Source organism: Xanthobacter sp. NM-25 (assembly GCF_022138605.1).
Classification (GTDB): Bacteria; Pseudomonadota; Alphaproteobacteria; order Rhizobiales; family Xanthobacteraceae; genus Xanthobacter.
The window spans coordinates 507,470-524,302 of record NZ_JACBFS010000002.1; the positions used below are offsets into that span (position 1 = coordinate 507,470).

The window sequence follows — 16,833 nt, forward strand, 5'->3', positions numbered from 1 at the left end:
TCATTCAGGCCGGCGAATGGTCTCGTCCCAGCCGCCGATCTGCTCCGATCCATCGGCCGCCTTGCCGCGCGCCGCCGGCGGCCGCTGCCCCGACAGGCGCAGGGTCCGATCGAGCAGCACCTCGTAGATCGGCTTGCCGCCCAGCCATTCGGCGATGATGTTGGCGAACACGCAGGTCAGGATGGCCGGCACCAGCAGGGTGTAGGCCCCCGTGAGCTCCAGCACCAGCACCACCCCCACCAGCGGCGCCCGCACGGTGGATGAGAACAGGCCGCCCATGGCGGCCACGGCGAGCGCCGCCGCCACCCCGGCGGGCACCCCCGGCAGCAGGGTCTCCAGCGCCGTGCCATAGAGCATGCCGGTCGCCGTGGCGAGCGCGAGGATGGGCGCAAAGATGCCGCCCGGCGCGCCGGTGGAATAGCTGGCCATGGTCATCACGAAGCGGATCACCACCAACCCGGCCAGCACCAGCAGCGGCAGGCGGTTCTCGATCAGCGTTACCGCCAGCATCTCGCCCCCCTGGGTGGCCTCGGGCTGCACGGTGGCGAGAATGCCCACCGCGAAGCCCACCAGCGCCGGCACGACATAGAAAGACGAGCCCTTGCCGATGCTCAGCCCCACGTCCATGGACCAGACCAGGCTGCGATTGAACAGCACGCCGACGAAGCCGAGCACGATGCCAAGCACCGCGAACGCCGGCAGATAGAGCAGCGGCGTCTCCGGCACGGTGACTTCCATGAACGGGCGGGTGCCAGTGATCAGCGAGGTGACCACCCCGCTCGCCACCGCGGCGAGAATAACGGCGGAATAAGTCTTGAAGCCGTAGGGAAACTGGCGCCGGGTTTCCTCGATGACGAACAGGATCGCGGCCAGCGGCGCATTGAAGGCGGCGGCGAGGCCGGCGGCGGCGCCGGAGGCGAGCAGGCCGCGCGCATCCCGTGTTTCGAGCGCGAACCAGCCGGACGCGGCGCGCGCGATGGAGGCGCCCATGTGGATGGTCGGCCCCTCGCGCCCCACCACCAGCCCAGAGCCCAGGGACATGAGGCCACCCACGAACTTGACCGGCAGCACCCGGGCCCAGCGCACCTCGCGCAGCCCCTCCATGGCGCCTTCCACCTCCTGCACGCCGGAACCTCCGGCTTCGGGCGCGAAGGTGCGCACCATCCAGGTGGCGACCAGCACGAGAACCGCGGCGAACAGGCCGCAGATCAGCAGGAACCCATATTCCGGCAGATCCGGCCACCACTCCGCCGCCATGCGCCGCAGCACCTGCGGCCACTGCAGCATGGCGTTGACGCCCAGGTGGAAGGCTGTGCCCACCAGACCGGTGATGCCGCCGACGATGATCGCAAAGACATAGTAGGAAATGTCGCGTGTCCGGCGCGTGCCGGCTTCACCAGCCATACTCAATGCAGGTCCCCTGCCGCGGCGGCCGCGGCGTTGCCGTCCTCACGTGATCTAACGACTCACATCCCGCCATCGCAAGCGCGCAAACGCCATAGTGGCAATGCTTCCACCTGTGATGACGCCGGCCTCCGCCCGACGGTGGCGCGCGCCGCCCCCGACCGCAACCCTGTCGGCAGGCGTCCCGAAGAGACCAATCGACGGTCGAGTGCCGCCCCGGTGTGGGGACCTGCGACTTCCCCTCCCTTGATCAACGGGCGCGAAGATGAAACGATACCAAAGAACGTGAGTTTGATTGCCGGCGTCGAGAGTTAGAGCATCGCAGCGGGTCGACTGCGGCGCGTCTCCTGCGCGCCGGCCAGCCCGCCGGTTGCGACGGACCGGACCCGGCGGGGCCACGGCGATCTGGACCCCATTCCGCCCGGCCCTGCGGCCAGACGGGCGGAGGCCGTGGCAGGCCACGCGGACCGCCGAAGGGCACCGCAGCGCGTGGCACGGAGCGGGCAAGGACAGGTTTTCAGCATCGGCAGGGCCTTGCGGGGCCGACAGCCATCGGGGGTGGGGCATGGAACTGGACCCGATCTTACTTTCGCGTCTCCAGTTTGCGTTCACGGTTTCCTTTCACATCATCTTTCCCTCCTTCACCATTGGCCTCGCGGCCTGGATCACCACCCTCGAAGGCATCTGGCTGGCCACCGGCAATGACCGGTTCCACCTCATCGCCCGCTTCTGGACCAAGGTGTTCGCCGTCTCCTTCGCCATGGGCGTGGTGTCGGGCATCGTCATGTCCTACGAGTTCGGCACCAATTGGAGCCGCTATTCGGAAGTGGTGGGCAATGTGGTGGCGCCCCTCATCGGCTATGAGGTGCTTACCGCCTTCTTCCTGGAAGCCACCTTCCTCGGCCTGATGCTGTTCGGCTGGAACAAGGTGCCGCCATGGCTGCACTTCCTCGCCTGCCTGGCGGTGGCGGTGGGCACCACCTTGTCGGCCTTCTGGATTCTCTCCGCCAACAGCTGGATGCAGATGCCCGCCGGGCATGAGGTGCGCAACGGCATCGCCTTCCCGGTGGATTGGCTGAAGATCATCTTCAACCCCACCTTCCCCACACGGCTCGGCCATATGGTGGTGGCCGCCTACATCACCACTGCCTTCGTGGTGTTCGCGGTGGGCGCCCGCTGGCTGCTGCAGGACAAGGTGGTGGAGGAGGCCCGGATCATGATCCGCATGGGCCTGGGCCTGCTCATCGTGCTGGTGCCGCTGCAGGGCTTCCTGGGCGATGCCTCCGGCCTCAACACGCTGGAGCACCAGCCGGTGAAGGTGGCGGCCATGGAAGCCCATTGGGGCGGCCCCGACGACACCAAGGGGCCGATCCCCTGGGTGGTGTTCGCCTGGCCCAACGAGGCGCAGGAGCGCAACGACTTCCAGATCGCCATCCCCTATGTGGGCAGCCTTATCCTCACCCACACCCTCGACGGCACCATCAAGGGCCTGAAGGAATTCCCGCCCCAGGACCGGCCGCCGGTGGCCATTCCCTTCTTCACCTTCCGCATCATGATCGCCATGTGGGGCATCATGATGCTGACCATCCTCACCGGCGCCGTGCTGTGGCTGCGCGGCCGGCTGTTCCAGCGCGGGCTGTTCCTGCGCATCGCCAGCTATCTGTGGCCGCTGGGCTTCATCGCCGTGCTGGCCGGCTGGTACACCACCGAAGTGGGCCGCCAGCCCTGGGTCGCCACCGGCCTCCTGCGCACCGAGGACGCCATGTCGCCGGTGACCGGCCATGCGGTGCTCACCAGCCTGCTGCTGTTCATCCTGGTCTACGGCATCGTCTTCACCGCAGGCGGCTACTACATCAGCCGCCTGCTGAAGATCGGGCCCGTGCCCGAGGGTGACGGCAGCGACGACGCCACCGCCCTGCGGCCGCTCTCGGCCGCCCAGGATGCCGGCCGCAAGGCCATTCAGGCAGGGGAGTGAGCACCGTGGACAGCCTCTGGTTCACTTACTATCTGCCCCTGATCTGGGCGCTCCTCATCGGCACGGCCATCGTGCTCTATGTCCTGCTCGACGGTTTCGACCTCGGCATGGGCATCCTGTTCCCCCACACCAAGGACGAGGGGGAGCGGGATCAGATGATGAACTCGGTAGCCCCCTTCTGGGATGGCAACGAGACCTGGCTCATCCTCGGCGGCGGCGGCCTGTGGGTGGCGTTCCCCAAGGCCTATGCGGTGATCATGCCCGGCGTCTATCTGCCGATCATCTTCATGCTGCTGTCGCTGGTGTTCCGCGGCGTCGCCTTCGAGTTCCGCTTTGTCTCCAAGCCCGATCACCGCAAGTGGGACGTGGCGTTTGCCGCCGGCTCCACCCTCGCCGCCTTCTTCCAGGGGGTGGTGCTGGGCGCCGTCGTCTACCAGTTGCCGGTGGAGAACGGCGCCTTCGCCGGCGGGCCGCTGGCGTGGCTCCATCCCTTCTCCATCATGTGCGGCATCGGCATGGTGGCCGGCTATGCGCTGCTCGGCTGTGGCTGGCTGATGATGCGCACCGAGGGGCCGCTCGCCCGGAAGGCCCAGGGCTGGGCGCTGCCATTGCTCGGCGTGCTGCTGGCCTTCATCGCCGCCGTGTCCATCTGGACGCCGTTGGTGATCCCGCGCATCGCCGATCGCTGGTTCAGCCTGCCCCAATTCTATTACCTGCTGGCGGTGCCGGTGCTCACCGCTCTGGTCGCCTTCTCCGCCTATCGCGGCATCCGGGCGAACCGGGGGGCGCAGACCTTCTTCTCCACCGTGGGGCTGTTCCTTCTGTGCTTCCTCGGCCTTGCGGTCTCCGTCTTCCCTTATCTGGTGCCGGCCTCGGTCACCATCTGGGAAGCGGCGGCGGCTCCGGAAAGCCAGCTGTTTGTGCTGCTGGGCACCATTCCCCTGCTGCCCATCATTCTCATCTACACCGGCTTCATCTACTGGACCTTCCGCGGCCGGCTGAAGCCGGGCGAGGGCTATCACTGACGCCACGCCGCAAAAGGCCCGCCCCGGTGGCGGGCCTTTCCATGTCTGCCCCATCCCATATCTGCCCCCATCCCACTGCGGTTGCCGCCCCCGGCATCCTGTTCGATATTTGTTCCGATCGGGGCGATTCGCCCCGCTGCGGGATGCGAGCAGGGGACGACGCGGGTGACGGGGCATCTGGACACGCTGAACGACGACCAGCGCCGCGCCGCCGCCCATGGCGCGGGCGGTTCCGGCACCGTCGGCGGGCCGCTGCTCATCATCGCCGGTGCCGGATCGGGCAAGACCAACACCCTCGCCCATCGCGTCGCCCACCTCATCCTCAACGGCGCCGATCCCGGCCGCATGCTGCTGATGACCTTCTCCCGCCGCGCCGCGGAGGAACTGACGCGCCGGGTGGAGGGCATCTGCGCCCGGGTGCTCGGCACCCCGGGCAATGCCATGGGCGAGGCCCTCGCCTGGACCGGCACCTTCCACGCCATCGGCGCCCGGCTGCTGCGCGACTATGCGGGTGAACTCGGCATCACCCCGGATTTCACCATCCACGACCGGGAGGATTCGGCGGACCTGATGAACCTGGTCCGCCACGAGCTGGGTTTCTCCAAGACCGAGGCACGGTTTCCGGCCAAGGGCACCTGCCTCGCCATCTATTCCCGCACCCTCAATGCCCAGGCCCCCATCGAAGAGGTGCTGCGCGCGCACTTTCCCTGGTGCGCCGGCTGGGCGGAGGAGCTGAAGCGGCTGTTCGGCGCCTATGTGGAGGCCAAGCAGCGCCAGAACGTGCTCGATTACGACGATTTGCTGCTCTACTGGGCCGAGGCGGTCCGTGAGCCGAGCCTCGCCGCCCATATGGGCGCGCGCTTCGACCATGTGATGGTGGACGAATATCAGGACACCAATCGTCTCCAGGCCTCCATCCTGCTGGCGCTGAAGCCCTCCGGGCACGGCCTCACCGTGGTGGGGGACGATGCCCAGTCCATCTACGCCTTCCGCGCCGCGACCGTGCGCAACATCCTGGATTTTCCCGCCCAGTTCAGCCCGCCGGCCGAGGTGGTGACCCTGGAGCGCAACTATCGCTCCACCCAGCCCATCCTCGCCGCCGCCAACGGGGTAATCGCCGAGGCCTCCGAGCGTTTCACCAAAAACCTCTGGTCGGACCGCCCTTCGCCGCGGCGCCCCCGCCTCGTCACCGTGCGCGACGAGGCCGATCAGGCCCGCTTCGTGGCGGATGCGGTGCTGGCCGGGCGGGAAGGCGGCATTGCCTTGAAGCAGCAGGCGGTGCTGTTCCGTGCCGCCCACCATTCCGGCACCCTGGAAGTGGAGCTGACCCGGCGCAACATCCCGTTCGTGAAGTTCGGTGGGCTGAAGTTCCTGGACAGCGCCCATGTGAAAGACCTTCTGGCGGTGCTGCGGTTTGCCCAGAACCCGCGCGACAAGGTGGCCGGCTTCCGGCTGCTGCAGCTGCTGCCGGGCATCGGTGCCGCCACTGCCGCCCGGGTGCTGGACGCCATGGCCGCGAGCCCCACGCCCCTCGCCACCTTGGCGGAGCTGCCGGCGCCGCCCCGCTCCGGCGCCGATTGGGCCGCCTTCGTCATCCTCATGCAGGGGCTGGGGGCGGCCGATCCCCATTGGCCGGCGGAACTCGGCCGGGTGCGGCGCTGGTATGAGCCCCATCTGGAGCGCATCCATGAGGATGCGGACATGCGCCGCGCCGACCTAGTGCAGCTGGAGGCCATCGCCGCCGGCTATCCCGGCCGCGCCCGCTTCCTCTCCGAATTGAGCCTCGATCCGCCCGACGCCACCTCCGGCGAAGCCGGCGTGCCCTTGAAGGACGAGGATTACCTCATCTTGTCCACCATCCATTCCGCCAAAGGGCAGGAATGGAAATCCGTATTCGTCCTCAATGTGGTGGATGGCTGCATGCCGTCCGATCTCGGCACTGGCACCAGCGCGGAGATCGAGGAGGAGCGCCGCCTGCTCTATGTGGCCATGACAAGGGCCAAGGACAGTCTGGACCTGATGGTGCCGCAGCGCTTCTTCGTGCATGGCCAGCACGCGCGCGGCGACCGCCACGTCTATGCCAGCCGCACCCGCTTCATTCCCCCCGCCCTCCTCAACCTGTTCGAGGCGGAAAGCTGGCCCAAGGCGGGGGCGACCGGCCCCGGCGCGCCCCTGGGCCCCGCCATGGTGGACGTGCGCGCCCGCCTCAAGGGCATGTGGGGCTAGCAGGCAAGATGCGGCCTCGTCGGCCGCGGCATGTTCAGCCGCGGCCGATGAAGGGCATCTTGGTGGCCATCACCGTCATGAACTGCACATTGGCGTCCAGCGGCAGGCTGGCCATGTAGAGCACCGCGCTCGCCACATGGGCCACGTCCATCACCGGTTCCACCTTGGTGGAGCCGTCGGCCTGGAGAATGCCGGCCTTCATACGCGCCGCCATGTCGGTGTCCGCATTGCCGATGTCGATCTGCCCGCAGGCGATGTCATAGGCGCGGCCATCGAGCGAAGTGGCCTTGGTGAGGCCGGTAATGGCGTGCTTGGTGGCGGTGTAGGGGGCCGAAAAGGGCCGTGGTGCGGTGGCGGAGATGGATCCGTTGTTGATGATCCGCCCGCCCCGCGGGGTTTGCGCCTTCATCAGCCGGAACGCCTCCTGAGTGCACAGGAACGGGCCGGTGAGGTTGGTGTCCACCACGCTCTTCCACTGGCCGAAGCACAATTCATCAAGGGGCACCGCCGGCGCGCCTGTGCCCGCATTGTTGAACAGCAGGTCGAGCCGGCCGAACTTGTCGCGCACGGCCTCAAACAGCGCCTTCACCTGCTCGGGCTGGGTGACATCGGTGGGCACCACCAGGGTGTGATCGGAATTCATGGCGGCGGCGGTCTCGCTCAACGCCTCAGCCCGTCGTCCGGCGATGGCCACGCCATAGCCGGCCCCCGCCAGCGCCACGGCGACCGCCTGGCCGATGCCCGACCCCGCGCCGGTGACGACGGCAATCTGTCTTCTGGTCATCGCGGCTCCTCCCCCACCATTGACCGCCACGAACCCGTCGTTGCGGGCCCGTCATCGCCAGTGGCGATAACGCCATGGCGCGACCACGGCGGGGAGAAGTCAAGCCCACGGTCACCTGCCCGGCGGGGCTCAATTGGTGGCAGGCGCCGCCAGGGCTTCGGCATCGATGAAATGGCCGGCGCGATCCCGCTTGGCCGTGAGGTAGCCCACATTCTGCGCGGTCGGGCGCCCGAACACCCGCTCATCGGCCACCACATCGAGCCCGGCGGCACGCAGGGCTTCGATCTTCTGTGGATTATTGGTGATCAGCCGCACCCCCCGCACCCCGAGCTGGCGCAGCATCTCGGCGGCGAAATCGAAGCGCCGCTGGTCGAGGCCGAAGCCGAGCGCCGCGTCGGCGTCGAAGGTGTCGTAGCCCTGGGCCTGCAGGTGGTAGGCGCGCATCTTGTTGGCAATGCCGTTGCCCCGCCCTTCCTGGTCCAGATAGAGCAGGATGCCCCCGGCCCCTTCCGCCATGGCGCGCACCGTGTCGCGCAGCTGGTCGCCGCAATCGCACTTCAGCGAGCCGAACAGATCGCCGGTGAGGCAGGCGGAATGGAGCCGCACCGGCACCGGCGCGGACAGGTCCGGCCGGCCAACGATGATGGCCACCTGGTCGCGCAGCCCCTCGCCACCGCGAAACACCACGAATTGCGTGTCGGTGGCCCCTTCCAGCGGCACCTGGGCGCGGCCGACGATCTTCAGGCTGGCCACCTGGGCCGCCCGATAGCTGGCGATCGCCTCCCGCGACACCCGCAGCAGGCCGGGCGCGGCGGCCGGATCAATGTCCACCACCACCGCCGCCGGCAACACCAGAGCCAGCCCGAGCAGGTCAAGCGCGGAGCCGTCCAGCCCATTCGCCGGCGCAACGGCGGCGTCGCCCGGCAGCCGCGATTGCACATCCAGCGCCAGCCGGGCCACTGCGCCGGCATCCACCCCGGCCAGCGCCACCGCGCCGGGGCGCGAGGCGGGATGGCCGAGCTTGTCCAGCCGGGGCGCCGGCAGCACCAGCCGCGCGCTGCGGCCCACGCGGGCGAGGGCTTCGGCCAAGCGGGCATCGAGCGCCTCCGCGCCAATCACCACCACCGCGGCCTGCGGCTCCGTCAGGCACACGGGCCGGCCCGCACGCAGCTCGGAGATCGCCCGTTCGACGGCGACATCCCCTCCCAGCAGGCCGAATTCAGCACCCACAGACACCATGATGCTCTCTGATCCCTCCACGGCCACCCGGCGCAGGAGCTAAAACCTTGTTCGCCCTAGACATGGCAACGGCCGCGCGCCGACACAAGAGCGCCTGGCGCGCCGCCGATGCGCCGGCTGTGCAGGCCTTCCATATGCCGGCCTTCACACAGCCCAGATCAATCGCCCTTGCAAGCCGCTTTACATGCCAGGATGGAGGCATTCCCGCATCATCGGGGAACCGGCGTCCTTCCCCTCCGTTGACACGCCGGCAAACCACTCCTACCACTTGTAAGCCGGCCGGTTTGCAAAACAGAGCGGACCCATCTCGAGAAGGTCCGCTCAAAGGGGATCAAATCGCATGGCCCTACGCGTGTCGGGAAAGAACATCGACGTTGGCGACGCCCTCCGGGCTCGGCTCACGGATCGGGTCTCCGAAGTTCTCGCCAAATACTTCGACGGCGGATGGTCCGGACATGTCACCGTGTCCCGGGAAGGTTCCGGCTATCGGTCGGATTGCATGCTGCATCTTGATACGGGTGTGAATCTGCAGGCGCAGGGATCGGCGCAGGATGCCAATGCCTGCGCGGATTCCGCCATCGACAAGATCGAGCGGCGGCTGCGCCGCTACAAGCAGCGGCAGAAGACGCGCCACGCAACCACAGCGACGGATGAAAGCTTCGCCGCGCAGAGCTATATTCTCAGCGGCCTCCCCGAATCGGAGACCGAGGCGGAGTTCGACGGCTGGAGTCCGACTGTCGTGGCAGAGCAGATGACTCGTCTGCGCTCCATGTCGGTGGCGGATGCGGTGGTGGAGCTCGACATCACCGGCGCGCCGGTGGTGGTGTTCCGCCATGGCGGCCATGGGCGCGTCAGTGTGGTATACCGCCGGCCGGATGGCCATGTCGGGTGGATCGACCCGGCCGCCGAGGAAGTGCATTGACCCTCGACCCCGCTTGAGATTAGCGTCCGCGTTTTCTCAAGCCAGGGCCGTACGCCGCAGGGACCCGATCTATGCCCCTTGCCGACCTTCTCGCCCCGAATGCGGTGTTCCCCATGCTGCGGGCGAGCAGCAAGAAGCAGGTTCTTCAGGAACTGGCGCAGCAGGCTAGCCTGCTGGTGGATCGTGATCCGCGGGAAATCTTCGAGACGCTCCTGCAACGGGAGCGTCTCGGCTCGACCGGTGTCGGCAACGGCATCGCCATTCCCCACGGCAAGCTCGACAATCTGAACAAGCTGTTCGGCCTGTTTGCCCGCCTCGAAAAACCCATCGATTTCGAATCGCTGGATGGCGAGCCGGTGGATCTGGTGTTTCTGCTGCTGGCCCCCGAAGCCGCCGGCGCCGATCATCTCAAGGCGCTGGCCCGGGTGGCGCGGATGCTGCGCGATCCGGATATTGTGGAAAAGCTGCGCGCCACGCGCGACAGCAGCATGATGTATGCGGTGCTCACCGCCACATCCGCCTCCAACGCCGCCTGACCGCTTTGCGAAGCCCAACCAGAACAGCCCTCCAGCGACCAGTCGGGTCGCGGCAGGGATGCTGGTGTTGGTCCGATGCTGCAGGAACGCCTGTCGGCAAAAATGCCTGCCGGTAGGAACGCCTGCCGGTAGGAACGCCTGGCTGTCCTGACAAGCAGGCACAGGAGCGGTGAGGCTCGGCGCTTAAGGCTCTGACCGCAAACGGCGCCATACCGCCCGCAGCTCGCTGCCCGCTTGTCGCAAGGCCCGCTTGTCTCAAGCCCTGGCGCTGCGCGCCGTCCGCGCGGGGCTCTGCGCCCCGTCGCGGTGCCGTTCACGGCGTCAGTGGACGCTCACCGGAACGAGCTCATGTTCCATGGCATTGGCCAGCGCCGCCTCGCGGCTGTCGGTCAGCATGATGGGCGTGCCGTCGGCCGCATGCAGCGTGAACAGCGTCATGCCCGGCGCCAGCTCCGGCGCCTGTGGAAACAGCGCCCGAACCTGCTCGGACTGAATGCTCCGCACATAGGCGATCTCACCACCCCCCAGACCTGCCAGGGCTTCAGGGGTCATGCCCTCCAGGTTCGACGCTGCCGCGGCGCCCCCGTGTCCCGAAAATCCAGTCATTTTTATGCTCCTCACTCCGGCATGCCGATCGCCCGCCCCATTCAAGGCCGCGAGACGATATCGATCCGCTTGGCCTCCCGGACCGGCTCGGGGCGGACGAGATCCACCGCCAGCAGGCCGTTGCGCAGCTCTGCGCCGAGAACATTCATGCCCTCGGCAAGGACGAAGGTGCGCTGGAACTGCCGCGCCGCGATGCCCCGATGCAGGAAGGTGCGGTTGAGCCCCTCCTCCATCTGACGCCCACGGATCGTCAGCTCCCGCTCCTCCAGGGTGATTTCCAGCTGTTCCGCACTGAAGCCCGCCACCGCCAGCGTGATCCGCAGGCGCAGCGGCGCTCCCGCGCCCGCTTCGATCCTCTCCACATTGTAGGGAGGATATCCGTCGGCGCTCTTGGCCACCCGGTCGAGCACCCGCTCGACCTCGTCGAACCCCAGGAGAAAGGGACTCGACAACGAAGAAACTCGCGACATGCCTCAAGTCCTCATCAAGCGACTTGGTCAAACGACTTGGCTTTGCCGGGCGCGCACCTATCCGGCCGCGCCCATCGAGGCCCTCGCGGCACCTCGACATGATCCATATGGGGTGACCCCCACCCTCCCGCAAGGCACACGTATGCCCCCCGGGGAATGCTACCTAATTACCAACGGGTGGACATTTCGCACTTGCGATGAAAGGCTAGGGGCACGCCGCGTTGCCCTTGCGACGCTTCTCCGTGCTGCTCCGCAACACGCCAGATCACGTCGGGAACCCCCACCGATGGCGCTGCGCCCCCCTTTCAGAACGTCCTCGATTCTCGCGACCCTCCTGGTCGCCGTCGCCCTGTTCAGCCTGTTCGCCGCGCCCGCCCGGGCCCAGCCCCTGGAGCTGCCACGGGCGAGAGCCGCAACCCCGGAGGCCTCCATCCAGGATCCCTCCGCCGCGGCGCCCCCTGCCGCACCGGCGCAGACGCCGCCTCCGCTCTCCGAGAGCCTGCGCAAGGACATCAAGGGGCTGCTGAGCACCCTCAAGGATGACGAGAGCCGCGCGGATCTCATCACGAACCTCCAGACCCTGCTGCGGGTCGCCGACCCTCTCGCCCATCAGGGCGCGCGTAACGACTGGCTCACCGGCGCCACCCGCGGCCTGGGGCAGTTCTCCAGCTCGGTGCTGGCGCTCGTCATCGAGATCCGCAATCTCCCGCAGCTGCTGTTGCAGGTGTTTGCCGACCTGTCCGATCCGCGCGTGATCGAGAACATCAGCTGGGCCACCGGCATGGTGGCGGCGGTGCTGGCTGCGGCGCTGGCGGTGGAATGGCTGGTGAAGTGGCTGTTGCGCCGCCCACGCCGGGCGGTGGAGGCCCAGAACAGCGCCAGCCTCGTCGCCCGGCTCGCCTGGCTGTGCCTGCGCACGCTGCTCGATGTGCTGCCCATCGCCGCGTTCGCGGCCACCGCCTTCGGGGTCCTGGCCTTCGCCGACCTCACCTTCGCCGTGCGCCTGGCGGTGGTGACGGTGATCAACGCCAACGTGCTGGCGCGCAGCGTGCTGGCGGCGGCGCGGGCCGTGCTCACCCCGTCCCTGCCGCGCCTGCGGCTGGTGCCACTGGGGGATGAGGGAGCCGCCTACTGCTTCCTCTGGGTCCGGCGGTTCACCTACACTGCGGTGTACGGCTATTTCCTGCTGCGCGCCGCCTGGATCCTCGGCCTGTCGTCGGCCGCCCATGGCATGCTGCTGGATCTGCTGGCCTTCATCATCGCCAGCATGGCGGTGGTGCTGATTCTGCAGATCCGCCGCCCGGTGGCCCGCCAGCTGCGCAAGGTATCGGCGGCGGGCGGCCAGATGACCCTGCTGCGCAACCAGATCGCCGAATTCTGGCACCTGTTCGCCATCGCTTATGTAGTTGCGGTGTTCATGGTCTGGGCCCTCGGCATCGAAGGGGGCACCGCCTTCATCGCCCAGGCCAGCATCCTGTCCCTCATCACCATCCTGGCGGCGCGGGCGCTGATGCTCGTCCTGATGCGGGTAGGCAAGGCGGTGTTCCGGCTGAATGACACGGTGCGGGAGGAGTTTCCCCAGCTCGAGGCACGGGCCAATCGCTATCTGCCGATCCTGCGGCACGGGGTGGGGCTGCTGATCACCGCCGTCACCACCCTGATCCTGCTGGAGATCTGGGGCGCCGAGCCGTTCGACTGGCTGGCCACCGACCATGGCGAAGACCTGCTGGGCCGCGCCATCGCCATCTGCATCGTGGTGGCCGGCGGGTTTGCCGCCTGGGAGGTGGGCATCGCCTTCGCCGACCGGCTCTATGAACGCAACCCCGCCTCCAATCGGGTGAAGACCCTGCTACCGTTCCTGCAGAACGGCTTCCGCATTGTCCTCGTCACCATCGCCGGGCTCATCGTGCTGTCCGAGCTCGGCGTCAACATCGGCCCGCTGCTGGCCGGCGCCGGCGTGCTGGGCCTCGCCATCGGCTTCGGCGCGCAGACCATGGTGAAGGACGTCATCACCGGCATTTTCATCCTCATGGAGGATACGTTGTCGGTGGGCGACGTGGTGGAGCTCGGTGCCCACGCGGGGCTGGTGGAGAAGATCACCGTCCGCACGGTGCATCTGCGCGACTTCGACGGCAACGTGCACTCCCTGCCGTTCGGCGAGGTGCAGATCATCAAGAACATGTCGAAGCAGTTCGCCTATGCGGTGGTCGACGTTTCCGTCTCCTACCGTGAGAATATCGACGAGGCGCTGGCGGTGATGGCGGAAGTGGCCGAGGAGATGGCCTCCACCGGCCCGCTGGCCGAAACCATCATCGGTCCCTTCGAGCTGATGGGGGTGGAGGGGCTGCAGGATTCCGCCGTCTGGCTGCGCGGCCGCTTCAAGACCCGGCCGCTGGGACAATGGAACGTCAAACGGGAATTCTACCGACGCATCAAGGCGGCCTTTGACGCCCGCGACATCCGCATCCCGTTCCCCCATCAGACCATCTATTTCGGCGTCGACAAGAAGGGCGAGGCCCCGCCGGTGCATGTGGTGATGGAAACCGGCGGCGCCCGCCGCGCCGCGCCCAAGGGCTCCCGGGCGCCCGTCCCTCCCGTCGTCCAGACCCCGGGCCCGCTGGTGGAGGAGCATCCCGGCGCGCGGGAGCGGACCGACGAGGATCTGGAAGAGACGATGCCTGCCGGCGGCGATCCCACCTCCGGCAGGGTGTCGTGACCGACGCCGCGGCGCGGCGCCCTCAGGCCGCCCGGCGCGGCCCCACCGGCCGGCGCGGGGCGAAGCTGTCGGCGTCGGCGGCCTCCCATTCGGCCGCATAAGGCGTGGCATCCGCCTCCGCCAGGAGGCTGCCCGCCGTCAGGAACGGGTAGATGCGATCCAGGGGCTTCACCTCGATGGGGCTCACGCGATGCCACAGATGGTGCGGCAGCAGCTCGCTGGGATGGGATAGGCCCGCCGCCGCAACCAGCTCGGCCAGCGCGTCTACCGTGTGGCGGTGATAATTGGTGACCCGTTGCGCCTTCTCGGCCACCACCAGCCCGCGCTGCAGGTGCGGATCGGTGGTGGTGACTCCGGTGGGGCACTGGCCGGTGTGGCAGCGCATGGACATCACGCAGCCCAGCGAGAACATGAAAGCCCGCGCCGCGTTGCACCAATCGGCGCCGATCCCCATGTTGGCGACCATGGAAAAGCCCGATGTGACCTTGCCGGAGGCGGCGAGGCGCACCTCGGGGCGCAGGCCTGTGCCCACCAGCGCGTTGCGAACCACGATCAGCCCCTCGCGCAGGGGCATGCCCACGTGATCGGCCAGTTCGTGCGGCGCCGCACCGGTGCCGCCCTCGGACCCGTCCACCACGATGAAATCCGGCCGGATGCCGCTCTTCAGCATGGCCTTGGTCATGGCGAACACCTCGGTGGGGTGACCGACGCAGAGCTTGAGGCCCACCGGCTTGCCGCCCGACAGCTCGCGCAGGCGGGCGACGAACTCCATCATCTCCACCGGCGTCGAGAAGGCGGAATGGCGGGCCGGCGAAATGCAGTCCTCGCCCACAGGAATGCCCCGCGCCTCGGCGATCTCCGGCGTCACCTTGGCCGCCAGCAGCATGCCGCCATGGCCTGGCTTGGCGCCCTGCGAGAGCTTGATCTCGATCATCTTCACCTGGTCGTCCGCCGCCCGCTCCGCGAACCGCTCGGGCGAGAAGGTGCCATCGGGATTGCGACAGCCGAAATAGCCCGACCCCAGCTCCCACACGATGTCGCCGCCATGGATGCGGTGATACCGGGAGATGCTGCCTTCGCCGGTGTCGTGGTAGAAGCCCCCCTCCCGGGCGCCGAGGTTCAGCGCCTCGATAGCGTTGCCCCCCAGCGAGCCGAAGCTCATGGCCGAGATGTTGAGCACCGAGGCCGAATAGGGCTTGGCGCAGTCCGCCCCGCCCACACTCACCCGGAACGGCTCCTTGGCCACCGGCATGGGCGCCAGCGAATGGGTCATCCATTCATATTCGGTGGCGTAGGTGTCGAGCTCGGTGCCGAACGGCTGGCGATCCTCCTCATTTTTGGCACGGGCATAGACCAGGGAGCGATCGTCGCGATTGAACGGCCGCTCGGACAGGTCGTCCTCCATGAGATACTGGCGCAGATAGGGCCGCAGCGCCTCGAACAACCAGCGCATGGAGCCGATGACGGGGTAGTTGCGCAGCAGGGAATGCTCCGGCTGGGTGATGTCGAACACCCCGAGCAGCACCAGCGGAAACAGCACGCAGAAGACGATGAGCCACGCCTGATGCAGCGAGAACGACAGGATGAGGCTGATCAACGCCCCAAGGCTCACGGCGATGAAAATACTGTAGCGGGCCAGCAGCGTCTTGGTGCTCGGCGTCATCCAAGCCATTGCGCTCGATCGCGGCCCGTGGGCTCCCGTCATGGTGGCGTTCCTCCGGTTTCCAGCCTGCTACGCTAGAGCAGAATCGACGGCCGCTGAATCGCCAAATGGACAGAACACGCGCGCCGCGGCCCCGTCTTGTGCCGAAATGAACGACATTTCCATGATGGAGGGGCGCGGCCCGGCGGCCGGCTGAAAGAAATTGGGGCGCTCACCGCAGACCGGCGAGCGCCCCCATCGAAGCCGGTGACGCTGACACCTGACGACCGGCCTCGCCCTGTATCAGCAAATGGCCTGCCAATTCGGCAAAAACAAGATGTAGGCCGCAGACCCCATCCAGCCTACAAAATATGGCCAAGCTTGCGTGACGGCTTCGCAGAATGCAAATCGTGCTCGCATTTTGCAAAATGCCAAGGGTGGTCTCTTGCAGTTTGCGAGAGCCCGGAAGGCGGGCGGACGACTGGGGTGGACTAGTCCTGCGAGAGCGCCCTGGCGGCGCCCCGCGCCTCCTCGGCGAGCCAGACGTCCAGGAACCCGTCGAGCCAGCGGCAGACAGCGGAATCATAGCGCTGCCAACCGTCCAGATGGGCCTGCCCCGGCTGCGCGCCGCGCTTCGACAGGCTCTGGGCGCCGCGCACGGTCCACAGGCACATCATCTCCCGCGTCACCTCCGGGTGGAACTGCAGGGCGAAAGCGTTGGCGCCATAGCGGAACGCCTGGTTGGGGAAAACCTCGCCCGTGGCCAGGAGATCGGCGCCGGGCGGCAGCTCGAACCCCTCGGAATGCCAATGATAGACGTGGCTGGGCCAGGGCAGCAGTGCCTCACCGGCGTCGGTGGCCGCCAGCGGATAATAGCCGATTTCGCACGTGCCTTCGTGGTGCGGCAGCACCCGCGCGCCCAGCGCCTTGGCCATCATCTGGCCGCCGAGGCAGATGCCGAGCAGCGGCATGCGCGCCGCCAGCGCCTTGGCCATGAAATCGATCTCGGCACGGATGAAGGGCAGGTCGTCATTGGCGCTCATGGGGCCACCGAACACCACGGCGCCGGCGTAATCCTCCAGCGAGCCCGGCAAAGGCTCGCCCAGCGCCGGGCGCCGCACATCGAGGTGATAGCCGCGCTTCTGCAGCCGCTCGCCGATGCGCCCGGGAGAGGAATGGGCCTGATGCACGATGATGAGGATGTCGGTGGCCGGCCCGCCCGCCGCCGGCTGGGCGGCATCGGCGCTGCATGGTAACGGCTGGCGTGAGCCTGCAGGCGTCCGCAGCG

Annotated in this window: 13 protein-coding genes; 6 read left to right on the forward strand and 7 right to left on the reverse strand. The window is 67.8% G+C overall.

The window, feature by feature from the left end; all coding sequences use genetic code 11:
* Positions 1-1,404, reverse strand: coding sequence for a H(+)/Cl(-) exchange transporter ClcA (gene clcA / locus MEU52_RS08160; protein WP_238120455.1), 1,404 nt, complete (start codon positions 1,402-1,404; stop codon positions 1-3).
* A 565-nt stretch (positions 1,405-1,969) separates the two neighbouring features.
* On the opposite strand from clcA, the gene MEU52_RS08165 reads away from it, so the two are divergent.
* The 3 genes from MEU52_RS08165 (at position 1,970) to MEU52_RS08175 (ending at position 6,630) form a co-directional block, all read left to right on the forward strand.
* Entirely contained in the window at positions 1,970-3,379 is a 1,410-nt protein-coding gene (locus tag MEU52_RS08165) for a cytochrome ubiquinol oxidase subunit I (protein ID WP_238120454.1), read from the forward strand.
* A 5-nt stretch (positions 3,380-3,384) separates the two neighbouring features.
* Positions 3,385-4,404, forward strand: a complete 1,020-nt coding sequence (gene cydB, locus MEU52_RS08170; RefSeq protein WP_238120453.1) for a cytochrome d ubiquinol oxidase subunit II — start codon at positions 3,385-3,387, stop codon at positions 4,402-4,404.
* 165 nt (positions 4,405-4,569) lie between these two features.
* Positions 4,570-6,630: an ATP-dependent helicase gene (locus tag MEU52_RS08175; RefSeq protein WP_238120452.1), complete on the forward strand. Its 2,061-nt coding sequence runs from the start codon at positions 4,570-4,572 to the stop codon at positions 6,628-6,630.
* Positions 6,631-6,664: 34 nt separating this feature from the next.
* On the opposite strand, the gene MEU52_RS08180 is transcribed toward MEU52_RS08175, so the two are convergent.
* Together MEU52_RS08180 and ribA are read right to left on the reverse strand one after the other, a co-directional pair.
* The gene (locus MEU52_RS08180; protein WP_238120451.1) at positions 6,665-7,414 is read right to left on the reverse strand and encodes an SDR family oxidoreductase; all 750 of its coding nucleotides are present in this window, start codon (positions 7,412-7,414) and stop codon (positions 6,665-6,667) included.
* A 129-nt stretch (positions 7,415-7,543) separates the two neighbouring features.
* Positions 7,544-8,653: a GTP cyclohydrolase II RibA gene (gene ribA, locus MEU52_RS08185; protein WP_238120450.1), complete on the reverse strand. Its 1,110-nt coding sequence runs from the start codon at positions 8,651-8,653 to the stop codon at positions 7,544-7,546.
* 340 nt (positions 8,654-8,993) lie between these two features.
* Between ribA and hpf the strand changes: the two genes are divergently transcribed.
* Together hpf and ptsN are read left to right on the forward strand one after the other, a co-directional pair.
* Complete coding sequence (gene hpf, locus MEU52_RS08190; protein ID WP_238120449.1) at positions 8,994-9,575, forward strand: ribosome hibernation-promoting factor, HPF/YfiA family; 582 nt, start codon at positions 8,994-8,996, stop codon at positions 9,573-9,575.
* 71 nt (positions 9,576-9,646) lie between these two features.
* The gene (ptsN, locus tag MEU52_RS08195) at positions 9,647-10,111 is read left to right on the forward strand and encodes a PTS IIA-like nitrogen regulatory protein PtsN (RefSeq protein ID WP_238120448.1); all 465 of its coding nucleotides are present in this window, start codon (positions 9,647-9,649) and stop codon (positions 10,109-10,111) included.
* Positions 10,112-10,432: 321 nt separating this feature from the next.
* Here ptsN and MEU52_RS08200 read toward each other — a convergent pair whose 3' ends face one another.
* Positions 10,433-10,663, reverse strand: a complete 231-nt coding sequence (locus tag MEU52_RS08200; protein WP_238125012.1) for a DUF1150 family protein — start codon at positions 10,661-10,663, stop codon at positions 10,433-10,435.
* Positions 10,664-10,758: 95 nt separating this feature from the next.
* On the reverse strand, positions 10,759-11,187 hold the full coding sequence (locus MEU52_RS08205) for an Hsp20 family protein (RefSeq protein ID WP_238120446.1): 429 nt from the start codon (positions 11,185-11,187) through the stop codon (positions 10,759-10,761).
* A 286-nt stretch (positions 11,188-11,473) separates the two neighbouring features.
* Between MEU52_RS08205 and MEU52_RS08210 the strand changes: the two genes are divergently transcribed.
* Entirely contained in the window at positions 11,474-13,903 is a 2,430-nt protein-coding gene (locus MEU52_RS08210) for a mechanosensitive ion channel family protein (protein WP_238120445.1), read from the forward strand.
* A gap of 22 nt (positions 13,904-13,925) precedes the next feature.
* On the opposite strand, the gene MEU52_RS08215 is transcribed toward MEU52_RS08210, so the two are convergent.
* Together MEU52_RS08215 and MEU52_RS08220 are read right to left on the reverse strand one after the other, a co-directional pair.
* Positions 13,926-15,566, reverse strand: a complete 1,641-nt coding sequence (locus tag MEU52_RS08215; RefSeq protein ID WP_238120444.1) for an FMN-binding glutamate synthase family protein — start codon at positions 15,564-15,566, stop codon at positions 13,926-13,928.
* Positions 15,567-16,036: 470 nt separating this feature from the next.
* Positions 16,037-16,831 (reverse strand): glutamine amidotransferase, encoded by a 795-nt coding sequence (locus MEU52_RS08220; RefSeq protein ID WP_273546113.1) that lies wholly within the window; start codon positions 16,829-16,831, stop codon positions 16,037-16,039.
* Positions 16,832-16,833 lie beyond the last annotated feature (2 nt).

Bases quoted from the DNA above. Each gene is read 5' to 3' on its own strand.
- clcA (WP_238120455.1), bottom strand. From the start codon at position 1,404: ATGGCTGGTGAAGCCGGCACGCGCCGGACACGCGACATTTCCTACTAT.
- MEU52_RS08165 (WP_238120454.1), top strand. From the start codon at position 1,970: ATGGAACTGGACCCGATCTTACTTTCGCGTCTCCAGTTTGCGTTCACG.
- MEU52_RS08180 (WP_238120451.1), bottom strand. From the start codon at position 7,414: ATGACCAGAAGACAGATTGCCGTCGTCACCGGCGCGGGGTCGGGCATC.
- ribA (WP_238120450.1), bottom strand. From the start codon at position 8,653: ATGGTGTCTGTGGGTGCTGAATTCGGCCTGCTGGGAGGGGATGTCGCC.
- hpf (WP_238120449.1), top strand. From the start codon at position 8,994: ATGGCCCTACGCGTGTCGGGAAAGAACATCGACGTTGGCGACGCCCTC.
- ptsN (WP_238120448.1), top strand. From the start codon at position 9,647: ATGCCCCTTGCCGACCTTCTCGCCCCGAATGCGGTGTTCCCCATGCTG.
- MEU52_RS08200 (WP_238125012.1), bottom strand. From the start codon at position 10,663: ATGACCCCTGAAGCCCTGGCAGGTCTGGGGGGTGGTGAGATCGCCTAT.
- MEU52_RS08205 (WP_238120446.1), bottom strand. From the start codon at position 11,187: ATGTCGCGAGTTTCTTCGTTGTCGAGTCCCTTTCTCCTGGGGTTCGAC.
- MEU52_RS08210 (WP_238120445.1), top strand. From the start codon at position 11,474: ATGGCGCTGCGCCCCCCTTTCAGAACGTCCTCGATTCTCGCGACCCTC.
- MEU52_RS08215 (WP_238120444.1), bottom strand. From the start codon at position 15,566: ATGACGCCGAGCACCAAGACGCTGCTGGCCCGCTACAGTATTTTCATC.